General features: G+C 62.0%; 17 protein-coding genes, 2 tRNA genes and 1 pseudogene. 12 read left to right on the top strand and 8 right to left on the bottom strand.

Annotated features, from left to right (window positions below):
• Positions 1 to 731, bottom strand: a 731-nt coding sequence (locus QNJ30_13570; GenBank protein MDJ0944492.1) for an ATP-grasp fold amidoligase family protein, incomplete at its 3' end; no start/stop codon positions are given.
• A 317-nt stretch (positions 732 to 1,048) separates the two neighbouring features.
• On the opposite strand from QNJ30_13570, the gene QNJ30_13565 reads away from it, so the two are divergent.
• The gene (locus tag QNJ30_13565) at positions 1,049 to 1,450 is read left to right on the top strand and encodes a PilZ domain-containing protein (GenBank protein ID MDJ0944491.1); all 402 of its coding nucleotides are present in this window, start codon (positions 1,049 to 1,051) and stop codon (positions 1,448 to 1,450) included.
• A gap of 55 nt (positions 1,451 to 1,505) precedes the next feature.
• Here the strand turns inward: QNJ30_13565 and QNJ30_13560 are convergent, their stop codons facing one another.
• On the bottom strand, positions 1,506 to 2,627 hold the full coding sequence (locus QNJ30_13560; GenBank protein MDJ0944490.1) for a glycosyltransferase: 1,122 nt from the start codon (positions 2,625 to 2,627) through the stop codon (positions 1,506 to 1,508).
• A gap of 534 nt (positions 2,628 to 3,161) precedes the next feature.
• Between QNJ30_13560 and QNJ30_13555 the strand changes: the two genes are divergently transcribed.
• Complete coding sequence (locus QNJ30_13555; protein ID MDJ0944489.1) at positions 3,162 to 4,055, top strand: hypothetical protein; 894 nt, start codon at positions 3,162 to 3,164, stop codon at positions 4,053 to 4,055.
• A 20-nt stretch (positions 4,056 to 4,075) separates the two neighbouring features.
• On the opposite strand, the pseudogene QNJ30_13550 reads toward QNJ30_13555, so the two are convergent.
• Positions 4,076 to 4,186: pseudogene (locus QNJ30_13550) on the bottom strand (integrase core domain-containing protein).
• A 408-nt stretch (positions 4,187 to 4,594) separates the two neighbouring features.
• Between QNJ30_13550 and QNJ30_13545 the strand changes: the two are divergent.
• The 3 genes from QNJ30_13545 to QNJ30_13535 are packed head-to-tail and all read left to right on the top strand — an operon-like array spanning position 4,595 to position 5,729.
• Complete coding sequence (locus tag QNJ30_13545; GenBank protein MDJ0944488.1) at positions 4,595 to 5,020, top strand: NIPSNAP family protein; 426 nt, start codon at positions 4,595 to 4,597, stop codon at positions 5,018 to 5,020.
• Positions 5,017 to 5,373, top strand: coding sequence for an antibiotic biosynthesis monooxygenase (locus tag QNJ30_13540; GenBank protein ID MDJ0944487.1), 357 nt, complete (start codon positions 5,017 to 5,019; stop codon positions 5,371 to 5,373). Before QNJ30_13545 ends, QNJ30_13540 begins: the two co-directional genes overlap by 4 nt.
• Positions 5,374 to 5,375: 2 nt before the next feature.
• Complete coding sequence (locus tag QNJ30_13535; GenBank protein ID MDJ0944486.1) at positions 5,376 to 5,729, top strand: antibiotic biosynthesis monooxygenase; 354 nt, start codon at positions 5,376 to 5,378, stop codon at positions 5,727 to 5,729.
• A 36-nt stretch (positions 5,730 to 5,765) separates the two neighbouring features.
• Here QNJ30_13535 and QNJ30_13530 read toward each other — a convergent pair whose 3' ends face one another.
• Together QNJ30_13530 and QNJ30_13525 are read right to left on the bottom strand one after the other, a co-directional pair.
• Positions 5,766 to 6,464, bottom strand: a complete 699-nt coding sequence (locus tag QNJ30_13530) for a winged helix-turn-helix domain-containing protein (protein ID MDJ0944485.1) — start codon at positions 6,462 to 6,464, stop codon at positions 5,766 to 5,768.
• A gap of 538 nt (positions 6,465 to 7,002) precedes the next feature.
• Complete coding sequence (locus QNJ30_13525) at positions 7,003 to 9,324, bottom strand: S8 family peptidase (GenBank protein MDJ0944484.1); 2,322 nt, start codon at positions 9,322 to 9,324, stop codon at positions 7,003 to 7,005.
• Positions 9,325 to 11,284: 1,960 nt separating this feature from the next.
• Between QNJ30_13525 and QNJ30_13520 the strand changes: the two genes are divergently transcribed.
• Entirely contained in the window at positions 11,285 to 12,550 is a 1,266-nt protein-coding gene (locus QNJ30_13520; protein MDJ0944483.1) for an adenylate/guanylate cyclase domain-containing protein, read from the top strand.
• A 42-nt stretch (positions 12,551 to 12,592) separates the two neighbouring features.
• Here QNJ30_13520 and QNJ30_13515 read toward each other — a convergent pair whose 3' ends face one another.
• Positions 12,593 to 13,492, bottom strand: coding sequence for a LysR family transcriptional regulator (locus QNJ30_13515; GenBank protein ID MDJ0944482.1), 900 nt, complete (start codon positions 13,490 to 13,492; stop codon positions 12,593 to 12,595).
• 95 nt (positions 13,493 to 13,587) lie between these two features.
• On the opposite strand from QNJ30_13515, the gene QNJ30_13510 reads away from it, so the two are divergent.
• From QNJ30_13510 to QNJ30_13490, 5 genes are all read left to right on the top strand, one after another.
• On the top strand, positions 13,588 to 14,232 hold the full coding sequence (locus QNJ30_13510) for an NAD(P)-binding domain-containing protein (GenBank protein MDJ0944481.1): 645 nt from the start codon (positions 13,588 to 13,590) through the stop codon (positions 14,230 to 14,232).
• 478 nt (positions 14,233 to 14,710) lie between these two features.
• Positions 14,711 to 15,994, top strand: coding sequence for an adenylate/guanylate cyclase domain-containing protein (locus QNJ30_13505; GenBank protein MDJ0944480.1), 1,284 nt, complete (start codon positions 14,711 to 14,713; stop codon positions 15,992 to 15,994).
• A 631-nt stretch (positions 15,995 to 16,625) separates the two neighbouring features.
• Complete coding sequence (locus tag QNJ30_13500; protein ID MDJ0944479.1) at positions 16,626 to 18,836, top strand: hypothetical protein; 2,211 nt, start codon at positions 16,626 to 16,628, stop codon at positions 18,834 to 18,836.
• 768 nt (positions 18,837 to 19,604) lie between these two features.
• Positions 19,605 to 19,681: transfer RNA gene (locus tag QNJ30_13495), tRNA-Pro, on the top strand.
• Between the two features lie 52 nt (positions 19,682 to 19,733).
• Entirely contained in the window at positions 19,734 to 20,039 is a 306-nt protein-coding gene (locus QNJ30_13490) for an ETC complex I subunit (protein MDJ0944478.1), read from the top strand.
• A 209-nt stretch (positions 20,040 to 20,248) separates the two neighbouring features.
• Here the strand turns inward: QNJ30_13490 and QNJ30_13485 are convergent, their stop codons facing one another.
• Positions 20,249 to 20,584 (bottom strand): hypothetical protein, encoded by a 336-nt coding sequence (locus QNJ30_13485; GenBank protein MDJ0944477.1) that lies wholly within the window; start codon positions 20,582 to 20,584, stop codon positions 20,249 to 20,251.
• Positions 20,585 to 20,884: 300 nt separating this feature from the next.
• On the opposite strand from QNJ30_13485, the gene QNJ30_13480 reads away from it, so the two are divergent.
• Positions 20,885 to 20,961 (top strand) — tRNA-Arg (locus QNJ30_13480).
• A gap of 40 nt (positions 20,962 to 21,001) precedes the next feature.
• Here the strand turns inward: QNJ30_13480 and QNJ30_13475 are convergent.
• The gene (locus QNJ30_13475) at positions 21,002 to 23,650 is read right to left on the bottom strand and encodes a PAS-domain containing protein (GenBank protein MDJ0944476.1); all 2,649 of its coding nucleotides are present in this window, start codon (positions 23,648 to 23,650) and stop codon (positions 21,002 to 21,004) included.
• Positions 23,651 to 24,177 lie beyond the last annotated feature (527 nt).

Genomic DNA, 24,177 nt, shown 5'->3' with positions numbered 1-24,177 from the left:
ACCAGGAAGTCCACGCGCATGAAGGAGAAGGGCGCCGCCAGGCGCTCGGCGAGCTGGAACATCTCGCCCAGGCGCTCGGGCCGCGGGTCCAGGCCCCCGGCCGGGTAGTTGTAAGCGAAGGGCAGCTTGGTCCAGTCCCTGGTGTAGAGGTTGCGGGTCGGGGCTCCGAAGCGGTCGTTGATCGCCTGGACGAACTTCGCCCGGCCGCCGATGCAGAAGAGCTTGTAGTCCCGAGGTACGCCGCCCTTGGAGTCGACGAAGTACTCCTCGACCATGACCGCGGGTCGGAGGTCCTTGTAGTTGGCCTCGCGCGACCATTCGTAGTGGCTCATGCTCAGCCAGCCCGCCATGCGCTGCCGATCCAGGGGCTGGTCCCGGTCTTCGACCAGGACGATCTCGCCGCTCAGGTGGGTCGGCTTGATGATGCAGGGCAGCTGTGGAGGCTCGAAGGTCGCGATCTCGGCCGGCGTGGTGAGCAGGGCCAGGGTCTCCAGGGTGAAGCCCGGGCCCAGCGTCTCGGCGATGTAGGCCTTCAGCCGCTGCTTGTCGGTGACGTGGCGGCGCAGCGGATCGCAGAGCTCGCCGCGCTGCTTCATCGCGAAGAGGTGGTCGTTGAAGGTCACCGGCCGGCGCCAGCGCGGCAGGCGGAAGTGATGGACGGCGAAGATCACGGCCGAGAAGGCGGTGTCGCCGAGGCGGTTCCGCGGCAGGAACTCGAGTGTCCATCGCAAGGCGGCGCTTGCGATCGCGCGTCCCCTGGAACGCATGCCTTTCCCCCAAGCAAACGCGAGGCGCGCCCTCGCAGGGTCGGGATCTTGACTCCGCGGGCCGACGCCGTGAAGGCCCTTTTGGCTCCGCCGCCGCCGCGAGTCGGCGGGCGCCGGCGGCCTCGGCGGCCTCGGGCCGGCCGGGCAGAGACTAGCCGGGGTCGGTTAACCCGACCTTTCGGCGGCGCGAAAGCGGCGCCGGGCTAAGGAAACCTTAAGCCTAAAGGTGTTAATTCGGATGGCGTAAGAACCACGCAGGTCGGCCGAAGGAGGCCGCAGCGGTGAAGGATCTCGTCAGACTGAAGCTGGAGAAGGATGAACGCCGGACCTACGCCCGGGCGGTGAAGTTCATGTCCGGCTGCGTCCTGGTCGCCGACGAGGTGCTGAACTGCATGGTCATCGACCTCTCGGTAAACGGCGCGCGCCTGCTCTTCGATCGGCCGCTTCCCGACTTCGAGGAGGCGACGGTCCGCCTGGCCCTGAAGCTGCGCCTGGCCAACCCGGTCGACCTTGCCATGCGGGTCGCCTGGCGCGACAGCATGCTGCTCGGCGTGACCTTTCTCGACGATCCCCACGACGTCGCCGTGGCCCTGGAGCCGCTGCTGCCCGAGGAGTGCCTCAGCTTTCCCTCCCGGCCGGGCGAGATCCCCTGCGGCGGCGAGAGCGACGGCAGCGAGGGCTGATCGGCCGAAGGGCCGCTTGCCCGTTCGGCACGGCGGCACCAGGCCAGGCCCATTCTCAGGAAACCTCCGCAGGCAGAGCCTTCGGCTCCGGCCGATCGGCGAAGAGCGCCTCGTAGCGCGCCGCCGCCGGATCGGCGCTGAAGGCCATCGCCCTCTGGCGCTGCGCCTCGGGATCTCTCTTCGCATCGAGGGTCCGGACCATGGCCGCGGCCAGGGCCTCCGGGTCGCCGACCGGCACCAGGGTTCCGTAGCGTCCGCCCTCGAGGATCTCGCGCGGCCCGTGCCGGCAGTCGGTCGAGACCACCGGCAGACCGCAGAGCAGGGCCTCGATCAGGACCGTGGGTAGGCCTTCAAAGCGCGAGGAGAGCACGAAGAGGTCGGCCGCCTTCATCCGGGCCAAGGGGTCGTCGACCTGTCCGGCCAGCCGCACGCGCTCGGCCAGGCCCAGGTCCCGGATCAGGGCTTCGAGGCCCGGGCGCTCATCGCCTTCGCCGAGGATCAGCAGCCGGGCCGGGCGCTCGGCGGCGAGCCTGGCGAAGGCCAGCAGGAGGGTCCTGTGGTCCTTCTGGTGGTGCAGGCGGCCCGCGGTGACGATCAGCGGATCGTCCGAGGCGGTCAGCCAGGGGTCCTGGGAGTCGGCTTCCAGTGCGGTCAGGGCCCGCGGGCCGACGACCGCGTTGTGGATCGTGACGATCCGCTCCGGCGGCAGCCCGTACTCCTCGATCAGCTCCTGCCGGATGCCCTCCGAGCAGCAGACGACCCGGTGGGGCAGGCGGTAGGTCATCCGGACCAGGGCGAACAGGAGCCGGGCGCGCCAGGTCGTCGCCCGGTGCCCGAGCGCGGAATGCTCGGTCGCGATGATCCTCGGGCCCCGGAAGCCTCTCAACAAGCCGGCGAGGATCACCAGAGTGTTGATATGGGTCGAGGCGCCGATGACGACGTCCGGCTTGGCGGTCGACAGGTAGGTCATGAGACGCGGCAGGGCAAAGCGCGCGGCACCGCAGGCCAGGTCGACCAGGCGGACCGAGTCGTCGGCCCGGGACTTCAGCGGCCCACTGCCGTCCAGGGCCAGGAGTTCGACCTGGTGGCCGCGCGCGGCCAGGGCGTTGGCCAGGTCGGTCACGACCACGGCGACCCCGCCCGCGTCGAAGTGGGCGATGAAGAGGGCGATGCGCATCGCTGTGTCTTCGGCCTCCCGCGGCAAATCCAGGCGCTCTACGTCGCGCTGAAGACTTGCGTATTAAAGTATTCGTCAGTCAAAGGCAAATAGTAGTCCATCCTCGCCGTCCCGACGATGTCGCCGATAGGATCGCTGTACCCCGAAGAGCCGGGCTGTAGGCGCCAAGGTCGTCCGCCACGGACGCTATGTCGTTCTCCAGATGGCAGAGGTCGCAACCCTACGCGAGTTGTTCGCCGACATCCTGGGCCGCATTGATGGGCTCAGACCGACACTAGCTCCAGCATGACCAACGAGATATCGCTCAACGGGACCTCCGACAGGATGGGTGTGTCCGGATCGCTTGCGAAAAGCCAGTTTCGTGCTGTAATCACCGCCCCCTCGCAGCTTTTCGATCACCACGACCCAAGCCAGCCACGAGGCAACGATGGGTTGCGAACTGAAGCGCTTCGAGCCATGCTTCAAGGGCTAGGTGGCCTCCACATGGAAATCCCGGTTCATTAAAAGAATGCCATCGAACTGGAGGCGACGGTCATGGCGCTTGAACGACCACCTAAATACCTCGCGCTCAACCCGGACGGCGTGAAGTCGTATCGGCCGCCGGAGTCGAAGGTGAGCACGTGGCATATTGTGAGTGGGTTGGGCAAGGAAAGCTGGCTCACATTGCAGGAGAAATACGGTATCCCAGCGGAGCGCATCATCCAGTTCAACTTCCCAGGGGCGTCGGAGAATGGGAAGATCGTTCCCGAAATCGTGAACTGGTACTTGCACTATCACAACGGTTTTATCAACTCTCCCGAGACCGTGGACCATAAGAACCGTCGCTTTAAAGGAGGCGAAAAAGTCGCAATTCCGTACCGTGGATCGGTGGAGATTGGCGAGCCGGAGATCCGTGAGAGGGTCAAGCGTAAACCGTGGAATTCTTGGCTTGGGATTGGCGAAGGCCATTCTGGAGATTTGGTTGCGATCGGTTATTACAATTGGAATGCTAGGGTCTATCGTCTCGGCGCTACTGAGGCAGGGGAGGTCGAATGGGCGACCCTCTCATCACACGGTGCGAAACTCGGTGGCGGACTTGGAGGAAGCTACGCACCACTCCTGATCTTCGCACATGGTGTTGAATCGGCTAGTAAATTCAGAACTAATTGGTCTTGGGGTGATCTGGACTGGGACTTGGCATTATACGGCTCTTTGAAGGCTTATATTGAAGGTCTCAAACACGTGGGAAAAGTTATCAAGCTGATGGATGAGTACAAGAAATTGGGCAAGGTCGGAGAGGAGCTTATTAAGAATAGGGCCTTTGTTAAGCCGGGTGTCTACACGATATCGATACCGACGGGACCTATCCCTCAAGGAATGCACGTTTGGTTCGGTCGGAAATATGGGGAAACAATGCTTGTCGGTTATGGAACGGGACTAGGTTTGTGATCTGCCGTTGGGATGGTCGCGTCGGACGCTGGTAGCCAGTATCCGAGGGCGATGTGTGGCCGCACCATGTTGTAGTGCTTGCGCCATCGCGCGATGACGATCTGGGCTTCCTTGAGGGTGTAGAAGATCTGCCATTGTATGCCGGTGGTTTCTACCTTTAAGCACACGACTTGAGTCCCTGACTGGCTGCGGCCCATAGCTGGACGCTGGTGCACCCGCGTGGGGCGTTTGCAACAGCGTCACGTGGCCTGCCCCGTTTAATGGTCCAATCTTTTGGATGCAGACCACGCGGCTTGACGTTCCGGCCGAAGCCCTCTTGTGTCGAGAAGCCAACGTCGCTTAGCCGTCCGCGTTCACCAGGTTGCTAGATATGCCGTTGCCGACCAAACCCATCTCAAACCCGCTTTTGGTTACACTTTGCCTTCCGTCGCATGCCTGAATCAGGTTCGGTTTGAACCCAGTATCAGACCAATGAGCCTACGACGACCGCTCTGTCCGCTTTTCCGGACGTGTGTGACGGCACCGGTTGGCCAGGACTAATGATCCTGAGCGGCCTCCACAACACTTCGGTGCAGCCCGAAGCATTACCGGGTCTGTCCCTGTCATCCTTCAAGCGTTCGGCAAAGGAGGACAACATGATCACTTGCTTCATTCGATACGAGCTGGATCCATACAAGCGGGCCCATTTTGATCAGTACGCCAGAACTTGGGGCCAGGCCATCCCTCGCAGCGGCGCTGACCTGATCGGCTATTTCTCGCCGCACGAGGGTTCCAGCACGATCGGCTACGGTGTCTACAACATCGCCAGCCTCGCAGACTACGAAGCCTACCGCGCGCGCTTGGCAGCAGACCCGCTAGGACGTGAGAACTACGAATTCGCACGGCGTGAAAAGTTTATCTTGCGTGAAGACCGCATGTTCCTGAGGAATGCGTCTCTTCCCCATGCGGAACTGATCAGGCCATGATTGCGGTTATCTTTGAGGTCAAGCCGAGACAGGGAAAGCGACAGGCCTATCTCGATATCGCCGCGGACCTGAGGCCGTTGCTCGATCAGATCGACGGCTTCATATCGATCGAACGATTTGAAAGCCTAACCCAATCGGGCAAGATTCTTTCACTGTCATTCTTTCGCGACGAAACGGCGGTCGCGGCATGGAGGTCACTTGAGAAGCATCGCAATGCGCAGCGAGCGGGTCGCGGCGGCATCTTCGACAACTACCGTTTGAGGGTTGCCGGCGTTATTCGAGACTACGGGATGTTCGATCGTGAGCAGGCACCAATCGATAGCAAGGCGCAACACGATACGTCCGAGACCTGATCATGATAGCAATGATCTTCGAGTACAAAGTTGATGAGCGGCATCGCGACTTCTACCAAAGCCCTGCCGCTCTCATGAGAGAACTCGTGACGCAGGTGAATGGCTTTCTGACTTTCGAGCGCTTCAATAGTGCCACTGACGAAGACAAGATTCTCGCGCTAGCGTTCTTCGAAAGCGAAGATGCGGTTGCATTGTGGCGAAACAGCCTGGAGCACCGAAAAGCACAAAAGCTGGGTAGAGCGCGATACTTCACCGAGTATCGCCTTCGCATGGCGACAGTCACGCGAGACTACACCAAGAGCGATCGCGCAGAGGCGCCGTCCGATAGCAAAACAGCACAAGATGAGCTTCAATAGTCCGACGCTCCCTTCGAGGTGCCACCGACAGACTCTTCAGAAATCGCGGATGTTGAAAACTTCGCGAAGTGCGGCCCGGCCCGCGGGCGTCACACTAAGCGCGCGCGTATCTTTGATCCGACGGACGAGTCTTCTGTCGAAAAAATGGGTGCTGATTGCCTTTCCGAGTTTGCCGGCGACATGAGGCCGTCTCTCACTCCAATCGAGGCACGGTCGGCAGAGCGGTCGTTTTGACCGTTCCCCCTGAGGATCCAATTCAATACCCAGTTGGTCAATAAGCTTCAGCCCTTCGCTCGTAATCAGCCCGGCGTCGTCATCTAATTCGATTGCCCCCATCGTCTCCAGAGCCGCAGTGATGGAAACGCCCAATTGCCCCGTGAAATGGTCATAGCAGGTCCGGGCTTTGCGAAGCGCCGCGTCGCGTGGGCCCGCTACGATCTTGCGCGGTGTCGGCGAACGATCAGATGCAATCTGCATCATGCCTTCCAGCATTTTCGCGATATCTGCGTTCGCTAGCCGGTGATAACGGTGTCGCCCCTGTTTCTCGACCTTCAAGAGTCTCGCGGTCGACAAACGAGCCAAATGGCTGATTGCCGCCTGGGGTGTTATGCCTGCGCATCGCGCGAGCTCGCTCGCGGTCAGAGCTTGACCATCCATCAGCGCAGTGAGAATTGCTGCACGTGCCGGCTCGCCGACCAACAGCCCAATCTCGGCAATCTGGTTCGTGTTGACCATCGCGGTTCCCTCTAGACCAGGAGTGTACGGGGGCCGAGCAAGTAATGCTACGATCACCATCGAAGTATGGCGAGGCTCGGTTATGGCTACACCTTGCCGTCCGCCGCATGCCTGCATCAGGTCCGGTTTGAACCCGGCATCAGACCAAAGAGCCTACGACGACCGCTCTGCACCCAATTCCGGACCTGAGTGACGCCGCGGGCAACGGGGAACAATGACCTGAAGCTGAATTGAGGCTGGCGCCACTACTATGGCCGCTCTGAGATCCGAATCCAGAAATCAGCCCCGGCAGCAACCGTATGCCGAACGGAGCTGAGATCAAGCCTGCCCGCTTCCGCCAAGGCTCTTTCCTGCTGAAACAGAATTGGCAACTCTGTTTCATGCGGTCGCGCCGCCATCAAAAAAATGGACGCCCGTTACGTCCAGCAGGACGACCGTTGTCCTTCTAGAGCCGGCCTGACGATATGGCAGCAGTCGACTTCTCCGACATAATGCGGGCACTTCAAGGCCGCTGGGCCAGCGCTTGAATTGGCTGGGGTCAGTCGAGCGCAAGGATCTCTTTGCGCCGCTGCTTCGCGCGCGGGTCGAAGCGCCAAGAGAGGCGCCCTACCTCCTCCTTACCCTCGAAGAGCTGGCGCACATCGATCGGGTAGACCGTATCCTCGTCCTTCGAGTTAAGCCGCACCCGGAAGCTCATCTGATAGCGCGCCCGGGCCGGCATCAGCGCCGGGCCGAAGAGCAGCCGCCCCATCGGCGGAAGCTGCGCGGTGCCGCGGTCATTCTCCTTGTCGATGTCGACGAGCTTCACCTGAGCATCGAAGTCGCGCAGGAAGCCAAACGGCATCTCAAGCAGCACCTCAGCCCGTTTCGGCAGGCGCAGAGTGATTTCGAGCGCGAACTGGATCCGTTCCTCCGGCGCACCGGGCATCAGCCAGGGCAGCGCGAACTCGGCCTCTGGGTCGCCTGGATCGCGGGGCACTACATTGAAATTGTGCCAGGTGACGTTGTTGTTATTGCGGATAAAGTTGCGGAAGTTATTAAAGTCAAGGAAATCGGCCGGCGCTGGCGCCGGGTCGCCGTCCGTACCAATAAGCCCAACGAAGCAGTAATGGCCCGGAGCGGGGATCTCGGTCTCGGGCCATGTCAGCGCGTCGGAGCAAGTTAGCATGTCGCCAATGGGCACGCTCGGGATAGTGACGGTTCCAACGGATGTCCAGAGGTCCGGCGTGACAAGGGTCGAGGGCGGGGACCAAAAGATCTCCGCGCTCACGTTAATCGCAGGCGTGCCGCCCCGATTGCGAACCCGTGCGTAGAGGAAGTTGTCCTGCCCCGCGGTTGCCTCGAAGCCCAAGCTTGCGTCATTCTCCGTCCCGCTGCCCTCGCCGAAGGCCGCCTGCGGGTTCGCGACCGTCGTTGGCAGGAGGATGATGTCGGGCGAGGACGAGATTGCCCCTGTATGCGGATCGCCGATATCGCCAACGTTATCGCGGATATAGATGTCGGGCACGACGGCCAGCATGCTGTCGATTATGCCCCGCAGATCCGGCATCACCCCCATGGCGGTGGCCTCGCTTGCGGCAGGAGAGGTGTTGTTAGCGGGGTTGCTCAGGATCTCGCGCATCTGGCGCGGGCTCAGCCGGCCGCCGGTCGCCGCCTCGTAGATGCCCTGCACGCAGAGGGCCGCACCCGCCACCATAGGCGAGGCGCCAGACGTGCCGGCGAAATTGCTGCGGTAGAGATCGGTCGCGCCTAGTGGGTCGGAGGAGCAGGTCTCGATGTTCTGCCCCCAGCCGTAACAGTCGATCCGCTGCCCGAAGGTCGAATAGTCGAGCCTTGTATGTGGTGCTGCTGAGGTTGCTGCCGCGACGATGATCGCTCCAGAGTCGCGGAACTCAGGATTGCCCGGGTCGCGGAAATGCTTGAGCTGCCCCATCGAGTCGGTAAGCGTGTCGAGATTGACTGCGGGCGTGGAGCCGTTATTCGTGCCATTGCCGCCGGCCGCGACCACAATCACGCCGAGAGCAGTGGCGAGCCTGACCGATTCCCAGACCGCATCTATGATCTCGCTCGGGCCGTACATAATCGGGTCTGATCCAGCGACGCCGTCTTGGGTCTCGAGCAGTATCACGTCCCCGAAGTCGACGCTCGAGAGCACGTCGACGATTGAGTTTGCAAGGCTCGGATTGCGGGACGCGACGAAAACCTTGGCCACATTTGGCGCAATACCGACACAGCCGAGCGTGTTGTCAACCGCGCAGAGCTCACCGAGAACCGAGGTGCCGTGCCGGCGCGAGCTGTTAACTATGGTACCGTTGAGCTGCGTCGCGCCATGGGCCACCAGATCCTCGTGATCCAGGGTCCACCCCTGCTCTATATCGACGACCGTCTGGCCCGCGCCGTCGCCGCCGGTGAAGGTCCAAGCGTAGCGGGCGTCGATGCCGCCGGGTGCGAGGTCGAGATAAGTCTGCTGCGGCGAGCGCGGGTCATCTGCGGCATTGACGACCGGGTCGGGGCCAGGGATCTCGATATCGGCGCTCCGAACGACCGAGGAGGTGTTGAAGACCTTGCGTACGATCTCCAGATCGTTTGCCTGCTCGGCCTCGACATAAAAAAAGGTGCTCAGCGGTTCGGTCTCGTAGGTCGGATCGAGCTCGCTCGCCCGCTTCTGGAGTTCGGGCAGACGTTCACGCACCTCGTCTGAGAAGACCGGCAGAAGGCGAAACTCCCCGATTGCAGCTCTAATACGGCGCAGCGCCGTTGGATCGCGCTCTTCGAGATAGTTGATGCTGTCGCTGAACCCCTCCTGCGAAGGATCTTCGTACAAGCGGATGATCACCCGCGGTCTTGCCCGTTCCGTCATAGAATGCTCCCCCAACTTTATCCCATTCGACCTTGGAATGGTTCAATCAAGGACGTCGCATTTTCAATTGCATAGGATAACATTTGTCACGAGAAGAGTCTAAACAGACCGTAATGGGAATCTGTGAGCTTTGTCACATACAGCGCCGAATTTTCTTACGCAACACACCTGCCAAAGGCATAGAGCTCTGCCAGTAATAGGATTGTCCCCGGAGATGTGCGGATAGGGTTATAGCGGACCTCTGCATATCCGTAACACTATAGATAATTTCGTTGAACAATGCCGAGCGCTAAGGCGCTCTTCGGGCCTCTAATGCAACGTAGAACTCACACTAAACCCCGCGGGAACCGCGTCACGCAATAATCCTCCTGGGATCTGTTCCAGTCCATCTGGCTCGATCTAGCTCGGGTAACACGTCCATTCTATGAACGCAGTCAGGGGACCGCAACTCCATCTCGTTCCGGACAAGCGCTGTCAAATCGGGCAGGTCTCATCTTGGCTACACCCAGTCCTGACATCCAGAGACTTCCGATGTCCGCTCCTCCCCCAAAAACGGAGTTTCCCGAAGAAATGTCCGCTTTCCTGGCCTCAAGGTCCGATCTCCACCCGAAAGCCGTCGTGGCCTGCCGAGGCTCGCGAAGCCCGAGGATGACCCTGACCGGACCGCGGACGCTGAGGCTTATCACCAAGGTCTGCAGCGCAAGCGCGGTATCTTTGTTTACTGATTTCAATACTTACATGTGGAATGTTCTTCGCGGTTTGATCTCAACGACGAGTTAGCCGAGTTGAATGATCTACAAAAGAGTTTACAAATCGAAAATTCACCACAGAGCGATCTAAGAAATGAATTATCTGAAGAAATGAACCAATAAGAAGAAAGGAATCCCCAATATTTCTCCCCAGGACAATGATTGGATTATTGACATTTGCCAATGTGTAAAATTTCTTTCTTCGCCATATGTCATGAGCGATTTGATCGTATCCCATTCTGGTTTTCTAAGTATGATTTGTCCCGTAATAATACCTGTCGAGATACCTACTCCCAGGCCAGGTAGGATTATCCCCATTTGTTCCCCGGCCTCTATCCAGGCTGCCACAGCTCCCACTCGAGCGGGATGATTTGAAGTTAATTGGACTTCAAATCTGAATCCCGCTCTACTTCAACAGTTTAGAGCACGATTCAGATATGAGGTTGGTTCAACCTCATATCATCGTGCTCTAGGCCGGCGATCACTCCAAGTACCTTCAACAATGTGCCCGGGGTTTGAGAGGACCCGGTTCCATATCCAATTATGAACCCCATAGTCCAGGAACCAATGGCTAACACCAGCATGGTGTCTATGCCCAGCATGGCGTCTACCTCTCGGATTTCGCCGCATCGAATGGGAGTCTCGAAAAGCGAGACGATGGCGCTTCACGAATTTGCGTCGTGCACGTTAATTCAACATTACCAAGTCGAACATCGCGAACTCGTGGTTAGTTGCTCCGAGGTCAGCTTCTGGTTATACCCGGTCCTGGCAAAACAACTGCGGCGACGGCGTCGAAAGGCCCGAAAGCAGACTCTCCGGCCCATTTCGCCGGATAGACCCCTAACTCCAGGCATCACCCGGGTGGGCATGTGAGGCCCAGGCCTCACCCGATGCGGACTCTCCGGCTCGCCGCAGATCATGACCGTGCGAGGGTGAACCCTCCTTGAGCCTGGCACGTGCGCGCGGCGGGCGAGCCGTCCGTTATGAGCCATGGCACCGAGCCCGCGAGAATGGAAAACACGCCGGCGGTAAAGATCACCTTCGGCGGAGCGTCGAGTTGCTCAGAGGATTGCGTGTAGAAATGGATGGTGCCAACCGCCACCGATAGGGTGGACACCGCCCGTTGCGTCTGATTGCACTCAATCAGCCGACGGAAAGGATGCTGAGCGCACTGACGGCGGCGAAGGCGAGGCGTGCCAAGGGGGCGACAAATGGACCACCTCATCGGCAGGCTGCCGATCGACCTGGAAGGGATCTGCGCCCGGGACACCGATCCCGTGGATGAGCGGCGGCGGAAAGTGACCTTGGTGGTGCTGAGCGCCATATGCGTCGTTGCCAGCATCATTTGGGGCACACTCTATTTCGCGATCCTCGGTCCGACCATCACGGTGGCCATCACCTTCGGCTTCACACTGCTTGTGGGGACCGCGCTGGTCGTCTTCCTGATAACGAAGCGCTTCGCATTCCTGCTCTATCCGCTGTTCCTGATGATCTTGTGGAACCCGATTTCCATGCAGTGGAGCCTGGGCGGTTTCGCGGCCTCCGGCGTGCTCATGACGTGGTCGATCCTGGCGCCGGTCGGCGCCTTGATGTTCCAGAGCCTACGCGCCGCCGCGTGGTGGTTCCTCGCCTATATCGCGCTGCTTGCCCTGTCCCTGTTGGTCGATGATCGGATCCAGCACTGGGCGGTATCGACCTCGCATGCGACATCGATGCTGTTCTTCGGCATGAACGTTATTGGGCCGTCGGTCGCGCTCTTCCTATCCATGATGTATTTCGTCAACGCGTTCCAGCGGGAGCATGCGCGCTCGGAGGGGCTGTTGCTCAACATCCTTCCAGAGACAATCGCCGAGCGCCTGAAATCTGGCGAGGAGAGCATCGCCGACGGCCATGACGACGTGACAATCCTATTCGCCGATCTCGTCGATTTCACTCCGCTCACCGCCCGTAAGACGCCGCAGGAGCTGGTGAGCCTACTGAACACGGTGTTCTCGGCTTTCGATCGCCTGACTCAGCGGCATGGGCTGGAGAAGATCAAGACGATCGGGGATGCCTACATGGTCGCCGGCGGATTGCCGGAGCCGCGCGCCGACAGCGCCGCGGCAGTCGCGGAGATGGCTCTGGACATGCGAGCAGAGATGGAGAGGCTGGTACCAGCGCTCGGGGAGCCGCTCGGCCTGCGCATCGGCATCGAGACCGGGCCAGCAGTGGCCGGCGTCATCGGCACCCGGAAATTCGCCTACGACGTCTGGGGCGACGCGGTCAACACGGCGAGTCGCATGGAGTCCCATGGCGTGAAGGATCACATCCAGCTGACGGAAAACGCCTATCGCCGGCTGAAGGAGGACTATGTCTGCGAGGAACGCGGGACGATCACCGTCAAGGGAAAAGCGGACATGAAGACCTATTATCTTCTCGGTCGGCGGGGCGTATCTCATGATCCGGACGGCCGGCCCCAGGGCGCTGGCTCACTCTGAACCCTCGAAGCCAACCTTGGGGCTCCGGATGCCAGCGCTTTGTCAGCCTCTCAGTCTGGTCGCCTCGTTTCCCGCGACGCTCCTGAGCCAAAGGTGCGCCGGATCGTGATGTCGCCGGGGATGCCAGTAGAGATCCACCGAAAAGGTCGGTGATGGGAAGGGAGGTGCGGCGGAGTCGACCAATCCCGAGTACAGGCGCGCCAGCCGGCCGGGAACGAGGGCGATCAGGTCCGATCTGGCGATCAAAGCCGGCGCGAGAAGGAAACTGGGGATCGAACAGGCGACCCGACGCCTGCGGCCCAACCCGGCCAGAACCTTGTCCGTCGCGCCGACGAAGCCCCCGCCTTCGGGCGAGACCAGGACATGCTCGGCAGCGCAGAAAGCCTCGAGCGAAAGCGGCCCGGTGCCGCGCGGGTGGCCCTTGCGCTGGATTACCACGAAATCCTCGGTCAGTCCGGCGCGCCGCCGCGCCTGGGGCAAGGCAAGTCCGGTGCCCAGCACGAGGTCCGCCCCGTCCTCCTCCAGGTGTCGCCAGACCGTCGATGGGTCGAATGGCAGCAGCGCCAGCCGCGCCCCGGGCGCCTGCCGCGCGACGGCGTCGAACAGCGCGGGCGCGAGCACCCCGTGGACATAGTCGGTGCCGATCACGCGGAAGGTCTTGTCGGTCGTCGCCGGGTCGAACTGCGCGCTCTCGCGTACCAGCAGGTCCAACTCGGCCAGCAGTGTCCGCAGGGGCCGCTTGATCTCCAGAGCCCGCGCGGTCGGAACCAGCCGCCGCCCCGAGGCGCTCAGCAGCGGATCGTTGAACAAGCTCCGCAGGCGGGCGAGCTGCGCCGACATGGCTGGCTGACTGATGCCCAGCTGCTGCGCGGCCGGGGTCACGCCCTCGTGCGCCAGCAAGGCGTCCAGCGCGATGAGGAGGCTGATTTCGCTCTGCTTCAAATCCATATTTTTTATGTCAGCAATCGATCACATCGATTTGCCTTATGCCTCGAGAGCCGTTATCTGCCAAGCATCACGCAATTATGGAGGCGACCATGAAGATCGGTTTCATCGGCGCGGGCGGCATGGCAAAGGCGCTGGCGGGCAAGTGGGCCGGCAAGCATGAGGTGATGCTTTCGGGCCGGACGCCGGAGAGGGCACGAGAAGCGGCGGCCGCCGTCGGTGCGCAGGCCGGCACGGCGGCAGAGGCCGCCGCCTTCGGCGACGTCGTCGTCCTCGCGACGCGCAGCGAGGATGTCTTCGATGCGATCCAAGCGGCAGGCGGCGCGGACACCTTCCGGGGCAAGGTCGTCGTCGACATCAACAACCCGATCGACACGGACGAGTTCCTGACCACGCGGACCGATGGGCGGTCTCTGACCGAGGCGATCGCCGATGCGCTGCCCGGCGCTCATCTGGGCAAAGCCTTCAACATGGCGCAGGTCGCGGTCTGGGAGGATCCGGACATGACCTATGACGGCCGGCGGATGGTGACGCTCTACACCGCCGACGAGGGCGCGAGCGCAGCCATCGCGGAGTTGATCGCCGATGTCGGCGCCGAGCCGTTGCACCTTGGCAGCAACGCGCACGCCTATCAGTTGGAAGCCGCGGCGGCGATGGTCATCAAGTTCCTGTTCGCGGGCGCCGATCCGCACACCATCTTCAATTTCATTCGGCCCGAGACGAAACCGATCCGCTAAGCGAGGCGACCCTGCAGTTCACTGGAAAGAGGATCGGCGTCGTGGGCGGTGGCTCGGGCATCGGCGCGGTCGACGGCGCGGTCGGGGCGCCGACGCGCGGCTTGGCCATGGACCTCGGCCCGAAGCTTCGGATCACTTGCCGCTCGCCGGGTATGGTGCGGTCCGAAGCATCCGGCCGGTCGGACCCGAGGGCACGCGAGGCGATGCAGGAATCCACGGGCGCATTGCAACCGGTCGATCGGGTCCTATACCCGACGTCCGAGCGGCCATATTCGCTTTCTTGAACGCAAGGTCCGGTTAACGCCTGCTTTCTGACCTAAGAGCCTGGAACGACCACTCTGCCCCCGTTTCCGGACGTGTGTGACGGCACCAGTTGACCGGGAATAAGACCCCAATCCGACATCGGTCCTTGCCGCCGCCCTCCATCTAGGCGGTACCATCCCCTCTTTGGGAGGAACCAATCCATGGACCCTAAATCTTGACTGCCGCGAAAATCGACCCCGATCCCCGGAAATACCCGCCGGCAGTTACTTTCATGCGTCGGGCCGCGCGGGGCGCGTCAGCGGCGCCCAAGCGATCCAGCGTCGCAGAGATAGAGGCATGGCTCTTGGGTCCAGCGACCCGTGAGGACGATCTGCTTCTTCTATTCGAATCCCTGATATGGAACTTGGTGGCGTCGGGTCTGCCACTCGATCGGGCGAGCCTGCATGTCGGCACGCTGCATCCACAGCTCTTTGGCTTTGCTTGGAATTGGGAGCGTGCCGACGGTTTGTGTGATGAGGTGCGGGTTGCCGAGGCCGCTCTTCAATCCGACAGCTATAGGAAGAATCCGCTCTTTCGCGTCATTGAGTATGGCGAATCGTTTCGAGGTGATACTCAGGATTCGGCGATGGCCGAAAGGTGCCCGCTTCTGAAGGATCTCGCGGCGCAGGGGATCATGGAGTATATCGCGCTGCCGATCGGCGGCGGCTCCTCATATCACAACGCCGCAACGGTCGCGACCAAGCGATCCGGTGGCTTTTCCGATGATGAATTTGCATCACTGGAAGGCGTCTTGAGCCTCTTCGCCTTGCATGTCGAGCGCCACATCGCACTCCGCATCGCTGGGAACGTGCTGGACACGTATTTGGGCCACCTGGCGGGTCGACAGGTCCTCGACAGCACGATCAAGCGCGGGTCAGGCGATGCGATCCACGCGGTCATATGGGTCTCGGATCTGCGTGGCTTCACCGATCTGACGGATCGCCTGAGCGGTCCGGAAGTGACCACCCTACTCAATGAGTATTTCGGGGTCTTGGCAGGAGCAGTTCTCGCTCACGGTGGCGAGGTCCTGAAGTTCATCGGTGATGGTCTCTTGGCTGTTTTTCCATTGGCCTCCGAGTACGGCGAAGGGCGAGATGCCGCTCATGCGGCACTTGCGGCAGCAGAGGAAGCTCTCCTCGCCATAGATGTTCTCAATTCCGAGCCGTCGGCTTCGCTAGAGGCTATTGCGGGTTGGCGGCCCTTGCGCACGGGCATCGCATTACACGAGGGTGATGTCTTCTTTGGCAACGTCGGGGCACCGGACCGCCTGGATTTCACCGTCATCGGTCGCGCCGTCAATGAGGCGAGTAGAGTGGAAGCGCTATGTAAAGTGCTCGAGAGGGTGATTCTCGTCACTGAACCTGTGGCCCGTAGATTGGACCGAGATCTGGAGCATCTCGGTCAACATGCCTTACGCGGTGTTGCGAATCCGGTCTCGATCTTCAGTCCGCTAAGGTAGTGCAGATGTCTAGGGCAGGACCGGTTCTGTCTATACCGTGACCTTCTTAGCACGCGTGTTGGACGAACCCTATGTTCCAAACTCTAGATCAGTGAGCGTGAATGTTCGAAACCGCCCTTGTTCCGTCCGATCGCCCGACAGGCCCAAAAGTGCTCGGTCCTGTTGGCAGAGGGCCGCATATTGGCATTGCTCCATGTTAGTCGACACTTCAAAAAAGCCGGCTGAATGCACTTTGGAGTCGGCCGGGCTCACGTTTACATGGTAGCCATGGCATCGCTTTTGGTTGTAGAAAATCTCGATGTAATCGAAAGGATCGGCACGAGCCTCCCCCCGCGTTCGATAGCGAACACGGTGCACACGCTCGCGAATCTACCACTCAGAACCTCGACCGTTTGTTCCTTGCATATCACATCTCTAACAAACTTCGTGCATGGGGTTCTGAGTGACAGTGGATGTGAGAAATCCCACATCCCTTACTCTTGCCGGCTTTGTAGACTGCACTGCTATGTCGATCACGGCTGGGGTTTTGGTTTGCGTTATTGCCTTGGGCATTATCCTATGGCTCCAGGCCAAGACCTACATCGTTCAATACATTTACTTCCTTCGCTGTCCCTTACTCATAGGAATGGCCATGATCTGGCTGCCTTCCTTTGCCGGGGAGGACGATCCAAAGATCCTGCAGAACTTGTTCGAACTGGACTTTGTCGGGTTGGCTATCGCGACTTGGTTTTCTGTGATGCTTGCGTGGGCAGTCATGCACACGCTGGGTTTGATTTTCGTCCACGTGGCTTTTCGAAACGACCTACCATTCATGCGAGAAACGGATGACGCCCCAAGCGGCACTGAAATTCAGGACGGACGAAAACCTGGAAACAACATACCCAGATGGCTGAAGCGGTTTAGACATCCGATCTTTGCCCTGCTCGCGGTGCCGATAGTCTTCATGTGCTGGAAAAGCACCGATGAGCTATTGACGACATTCGAAAAGGCCCTCGCTGTCTGCTTCGGGCTTCTCGCCGGTATCGCAGTGCTGTTACTCTCTTTTGTGGTGCGCAAGCTCTACGGAATGACCGTAGATTGGCGAATGGCGGCCTGGCGCAGGGTTAAGACCTTGGCGGGCCATTTGCTGAAACACCTTTTTCCGGAGCGCGCCGTCAATTGGATGAAGCTGGAGACCGACAAGGTCGCGGCGATGAGAACCCTCCGTGTGGGCTATGAATCCGTTCTCAAGGGGTACGAGACGGAGCACGACGATACGTTCACGCGCTCGCGCGCCTGGGCCTTTCTGTTCGTGACGGCCTTGATCTATTTCCTAGGATGGGACCGGCTGCGTCCGGACCAGATAACGGAACTCACCGAGTGGGTGCCAGCCATAGCGTATTTGTTGATTCTTCTCATGCTGCTGGTCTGGGTCTTGTCCGGCCTTAGTCTGTTTCTCGACAAGTATCGAGTGCCCTTGCTTTTCACTTTGCTGGGCGTAGCATCCCTCAACTACATGCTCTCAGACACAGATCACTTTTACGAGCTAAGCCGCAAGGCTTGTCCCGATCCAAGCCAAGGAGCCGCGTCCTATGGTCCCGAGCAGGTATTTGCTGACTGGGCAAAGTCACGACATCCCGATCGCTATCCGGTCGTCGTCGCGGTCGCTGCTAGCGGCGGTGGAATCACCGCAGCGCGCTGGTCGTCACAGGTCTTGGTAAACCTGCTATCAGACGATGATCTTGCCGAGCGGTTCGGGAAGTCGATTATCTTGATCAGCGCCGTATCGGGCAGCTCGGTAGGCACGATGTACTTTGTTGATGCCTACTCGGACCAAGGCCCGCCAAAGGGTGAGAAGTTGGAAAGGGTCGTTGAACAGGCTAGCCGTTCCAGCTTGGGCGCTGTCGGATGGGGTTTCGTTTATCCGGATTTTTGGCGATCCTTTATCGATTTTTTTGTTCCTAAGCATCTGGACCGAGGTTGGGCTCTGCAGGAACGCTGGGCAGCCGGAGCTCTTCACGGTTCCCCTACATTTCTTGGGTGGCGCGGTGACATTAGGAACGGATGGCGTCCAGTGCTGGTCCTCAATGCTACAGAGGTCGAGACTGGGAAGCGGCTGGCTATAGCGCCGATTGACGTGCCCACCAATACCGCTGTTGACACCGCCTGGCGAGCCAGCAAGCTTCTACACTGGGGTGACGACCTCCAGGTCGCCACGGCTGCCCGCCTATCGGCTACGTTTCCTTACGTGACTCCCATCTCCAGGCCGGACTTACCGGATACCTGCGACGAGAACAAGTACCATGCGGCAGACGGTGGGTACTACGACAACTTCGGGATCCTGAGCGCGGTAGAGTTTCTCCGCGGTATGTTCCTGGAACTTAAGCATGAGCCGGGGGATCCCAAGCGAATTGTGAAGCCCAGGCCCAGGAAGGTGCTCCTCGTGCAAATACGGGCTTCGAACCCCGAGGAAGAGCAGGAGCCCGACTCAAACCAGAGCTATCTGTCAATCCTGACGGGACCTCTCGTTACACTGCTCAACGTTCGCACACCGAGCCAAGTCTCGCGAAATGACCAAATCATCGAGGCCTTGAAGGATCGCTGGGCCCAAGAAAACATCATACTTGAAACCGCGACGTTCCAGCTCGACAAAGAAAGTCCACTTTCTTGGCACCTTTCCGAGGCCGACAAGCAAGACATCTCGGATCAATGGAAGTCGCAGCGAAACCAGTGTGCTCTCCGGAAGGTCAAAGAGGTGATTGGCTTGGCTCGCCATAAACCTGTCCGTCTCTCAGATTCCGGCCCAGATTGCGCGCCATACTTCCAGCAAGCGCTCTCTACTGAACCGATCAAAGCGCGGTAAATCGCAACCGATGGCACCAGCGAGCGGCTCTTCAACTATTGGATCCTCGGCCGCAACGAAGCCACGTCCAAGAAGCGCTGAAGTGTGCTCCGCGATGTTCTCGACTGGGTCGAATGATGCTGTCAACTCGACAAGCCGCCTGACAGACACGAGGCCAATCACCCACCATACGGGGATCGTGTCTAAAAGTTACTTGAGCTTATGCGCGCCGCGACCCTCGAGATCGTACACGGCCGACATTCATGCGGTTTTGCGCAATGAGGGAAGGTGCAACTGGTAATTTCGCTCTCAGCGCAATCCTCGAAATGAAGGAACAGATGAGCTTCCGGAGTTGGCTGGATCTTACCGGCCGTAGCCAGGCATCGGCACGTCGGCAGATCCCCCAAGAGCGGACGTCACATGAGAAGCCCAAGTCCGGGTCGGCCACGCTGGCCGCATCTTGATCGACTTCCCGCCACAGCGGCTGCAGCGCCTCTTCCGCACCACCTGCGGCACCGGGTCGTCGGCCACCGGACGCGCGATCGGTGTCTCGAGGTGGCTATTGTCGCCCAAGTGGCAGCCCTGGCACCGAGCAAGGGGTGCGGCGGCGCCGGTCTCTCGGAGGTGTGAAAGGGGTGCGCCAGGCACCTGGGGATGGCATCGCATCGAAACTTGAACACAGGAAGAACGCATTCCTGGACCCTGTGACCTCTCGTGGCACCCGGGTGCCACTCCTGGTCCGATTTCGCGCCTTGCTGAGGCCCGGAAAACCGCATAGCTTCTGCGCCGCGGGGCGTAGCTCAGCCTGGTAGAGCGCCTGCTTTGGGAGCAGGAGGTCGTTGGTTCGAATCCAGTCGCCCCGACCAGCCCGGGACGCCGGCGCCCAAAGGCTTCTGACGACGACGGGGGTTCAAGGTCATGCAGGTGAGGATCTACCAGCCGCCCAAGACGGCCATGCAGTCCGGCCGGGCCAAGACCGAGCGCTGGCTGCTGGAGTTCGAGCCCGAGACCCGGCGCCGGGTCGAGCCGCTGATGGGCTGGACCTCCTCGGACGACACCAAGGGCCAGCTCCGGCTCTGGTTCCCGAGCAAGGAGGAGGCGGTCGCCTACGCCAAGGCCCAGGGCTACATGTACACCGTGGAAGAGCCGCACAAGCGCAAGCTGCGCCCAAAGTCCTACGCCGCCAACTTCGCCACCAACCGCCCGCTGCGCTGGACCCATTAGGCCGGAGATGCGCGAAGGGACCTTGCGGACTTCGGGCGCGTCCGTCGTGGCGACGGATCACGCCTCCTGAAAGGAACGGGCCAACGGGTCTTCGGACCGGTAAAACCTCGAGCAGCCTGCGTTCGTTCGAACGCAGATGCGCTGCTCTATCTATTTGAGATAGATCAAATTATCTGCGCTCAATTGATCTCAGTTGAGCGCAGTTTGATCTAGCCCTCGAGCCAGAGGCAGCCGGCGGCGACCGCTGCTCCGAGCGGGCCGTTGGGTCGATGCGTGACGGTCAATGGCACGGCGCGGCGGTTTTGCCGGTCCAGTTCCTCGGTCAGGGCCCGGATGTCGGCCAGGATCGCGGCCTTGTCAGGGGTCAGCTCGGGCGCTGGAACAAGCAGAGAGCCGCGCGTCGGGCCGGTGTCGGCGGGACAGGGGGCGGCGTTGCCGGCCACGGCCGGCACCAGCGGCGGGGTGGCGAAGTCCAGGAGGGTCTTTGCGGCTGCGGCGGCCTCGGCGCGGAGCCGGTCGATCAGGTCTCGGGCTGGGAAGGGCATGTCTCTCATCCTCGGTCTTGCGCCCGCCTCGGGGACCGCCGTCGAAGCCGACGCGGGGGCAGCTCACTTTCTCCAGCTAAGTTAAGATTGGTTAACGCAAGGTAAGGGTCGAGCGGCTTCCGCCAGAACGGCCGCGATCGGCCCGGGACTGTTGCATGAGAGACACAGGGTGGCCGGGCGGACACGCCCCGATTTTGCGCCGGCCGCATCGGTCGGGGCGCGCCGGGCCGGGCGTTCGCCTGCCTTGCCGCTGGACGGCCCCCGCCGGGCGGGGTATTCCAGGGTTCTTGCCCTCACCGCGCGCCCGTAGCTCAGCTGGATAGAGCACGAGCCTTCTAAGCTTGGGGTCGCAGGTTCGAATCCTGCCGGGCGCGCCACGTCCCCCGCCGATTGAGACGTCCTTTGCGCTGGGGCCCGTCAGGCCGGCTTCTGCAGGGCTTCGGGCTGGAGCGGGGCGGCCTCGATGAGGGCGGTCTCGATCCGCGACGCGGGCAGCTGGATGCGGGCCAGGGTGCCGCGGCCGGGCGCGCTCTCGATCACCAGGCTGCCGCCGTGCAGCTCGACCAGGGCCTTGGCCAGGGGCAGGCCGAGGCCGGTGCCCTCGTGGCCGCGGCACATGGCGTTCTCGGCCTGGCGGAAGGGCTGCATGACCAGCGGCAGCTGCGCCGGGCTGATCCCGATCCCGGTGTCGGCGACGCTCAGCTCCAGGCCGCCGTCGTCCAGGAGCCCGGCCGCCATGGTCACCCGGCCGCCCTCGGGGGTGTACTTGATCGCGTTGGACAAGAGGTTCAGCAGGACCTGCTTGAGCCGCATGCCGTCGGCCCGGAAGCGCGGCAGGTCGGGCGGGCAGCGCACCTCCAGGCGCTGGCCGGCGTACTCGGCGCGCTCCTCCATCAGCCGCTCGCAGACCTCGAAGAGCTTGGCGGCCTCGAGGGTCTCCTCGTTGAGGTTGAAGCCGCCGGCCTCGACCTTGGAGAGGTCCAGCAGGTCGTTGATCAGGCCCAGCAGGTGAGTGCCGCTGTCGCAGATGTTGTCGACGTAGCCCTGGTAGCGGGCGTTGCCGATCGGCCCGAAGATCTCCGCCTTCATCGCCTCCGAGAAGCCGATCACCGCGTTCAGCGGGGTGCGCAGCTCGTGGCTCATCTTGGCCAGGAACTCCGACTTGGCCCGGTTCGCGGCCTCGGCCTCCTCGACCGCCCAGGCCAGGCCCTCGGCCAGCTTCCTGAGCTCCTCGCGCTGCTCCTCCAGGCGCTCGCGGTTCTCCATCAGCTCGGCGAGCTGGCCGCGCAGCCGGTCCTCGCTTTCGTGTAGGGCCCGCTGGGTCGCCGCCTTCTCGGTGACGTCGGTGAAGGTCTCGACCGCGCCGCCGTCGTCCAGCGGCCGGTGCATGACCTCGATGACCCGGCCGTCCGGCAGCTCCAGGAGGTAGCTGGTCTCCGAGGGCCGGCCGGCCTGCTCGAGCCGCTCCTCGACCAGGCGCTGCTGCCAGACCTCCGCCCGGGCGCCGCCGCCGAAGCTGTGCTCGATCTGGGCGCGCACCGAGACTCCCGGCTGGACCAGGGCCTCGGGCAGGCCGAAAAGCTCGCCGTAGTGCCGGTTACAGAGCACCAGCTTCTGCTCGGCGTCGAAGACGCAGAGCCCCTGGGCCATCTGGGCGAGCGCGATGTCGAGCTGGGCGTTGGTGCGCTCCAGCTTGAGGTTGGCGGTCTCGGCCGCGCCGCGGGCGCGCTGCAGCTCGGCCTCGCGGCGCTTGAGGTCGGTGACCTCGGTGTAGAGGCAGACCGTGCTGCCGTCCGGGGTCCGGTGCTCGTCGATCAGGATCCAGCGGCCGTCGGGCCATTGCCGCTCGACCTGGTGGGCAGGTTTGCGGTGCTTGGCCAGACGCCGCTCCAGGCGCTGCGCCACGCTGTCCGGGCCCGCGCTCCGGTCCAGCTGCTCGATCTCGCTCCGGGCCACCTCGGCATAGCCGGCCCCCGGCCGGGCGACCTCCTCGATGCCCGGATAGAGCTCGAGGTAGCGGGCGTTGCAGATCACCAGCCGGTCCTCGGGGTCGAAGAGGATCAGGCCCTGGGACAGGCTCTCGACGATGATCCGCCGGGTCTGCGCCGAGGCCGCGGCGGCGGCGCGCTCCGCCTCCTTGATCCGCGAGGCGTCCAGGATCACGCCGTCCCAGAGCACCGAGCCGTCGGGCCGGCGGTTCGGCCGGGCGATGGCGTGGGTCCACTTCTCCTCGCCGTCGCGGGTGATGATCTGGGCCTCGACGTCCCACAGGCTGAGCTCGCGCGAGGCCTTCAAGAGGCGTTCCCGGAAGGTCGCCTTGTAGGCCGGTCCGTGGCAGTCGAAGAGGGCGTTGGGGTTGCGCAGGATCTCCTGGGGCGTGACCCCGAAGAGGTCCTTCACCCCCTCGCTGATGTAGGTGTAGCGGATGTTGCCCTCGGGCGTGACCAGGCGCTGGTAGACCACTCCGGGAAGCGTGCCGGCCAGCGTCGCCAGGCGCTCGTCGGCACGGCGCAGCGAGCGCTCGTTGGACTCGTGGTGGACCAGGAAGGCGGCCAGGTCGGCGACGGCGTCGAGGAAGCCGAGGTCCTCGGGACCGGGCGGCGGCGCGGCCTCGAAGAACAGGCTGACGGCGCCCAGCACCTTGCCCTCGGCGTCGCGGATCGGCTGCGCCCAGCAGGCGCCGAGGCCCTCCGGCGCGATCAGCCGGGCCAGATCCCGCCAGCACCGCTCGCCGGAGAGGTCCTCGACGGCGACCAGCTCGTCGCGGCGGACCGCCTTGGTGAAGGGGTAGGCGGGGGCGTCGACCGGGACCTCACGCAGGGCCGCACGCAGGTATGAAGGCAGGCCGGGCGCCGCCGCCAGATGTAGAGCCGCGGCGGCCGGCTCCAGCAGGTGGATCGTGCAGCGCGCCGGTCGCAAGGCGGCTTCGCAGATCAGCGCGAGCTCCTCGAGAACGGTCTCCAGGGCGTCGCCCCGGGCCGAGAGTCGGAACAGCGCGCCCTGGCGCCGCAGCAGCTGGGCCAGCGGCGTGCCATTCACCGAAGCGGCGTCCTCCGTCTCGACCACTGTCCTTCCCACCCTGCTTCGCGCCGAGTCGGGCGATGCCCTGCCGGGCTCCGCAAAGGCGCCGACGCCGCCTCCGACCCCCGGCTGCCGCCGCGTCGGCCGCAGGGGCCGACAGCGGGCCCGGCGCCGTCCGGGAACGCCCGACCTCCACCGAACCTGCCGGTTGTCACGAGGATCGGGTGTTCAGTAAACACAAACTTACAAGTAAAGTAGTCGTGAGAAATTAATGAAGTCTTAGTTACCGTCAATGTTTTCTAAATAAAGCACAAAGTAAAATATTCCATAGTGAAATGAAGGCTCTAGCTACTCCTTTTGGGGTCGGGCCCAAGACCTCATCGCTTTCCACTCTGGAAGCATTCCTCGAATGCGGCGCCGCCGACAGTGGCAAAAGCCACAAGCTCCCGTCGAACAAGGGGATGCCAGGGTGCTCGGCCCCGTATTCCGAATCAGCATTCAGGCAAGTTTTGCTTGGGTATGACTTTTGGGTCGCGAGGAGGTTTAGGCCAATCTTAACTAAGCATAGGTAA

Source organism: Kiloniellales bacterium, assembly GCA_030066685.1.
In the GTDB taxonomy this organism is placed as follows: domain Bacteria; phylum Pseudomonadota; class Alphaproteobacteria; order Kiloniellales; family JAKSBE01; genus JAKSBE01.
This window is presented reverse-complemented; position numbering and strand designations above follow the sequence as displayed.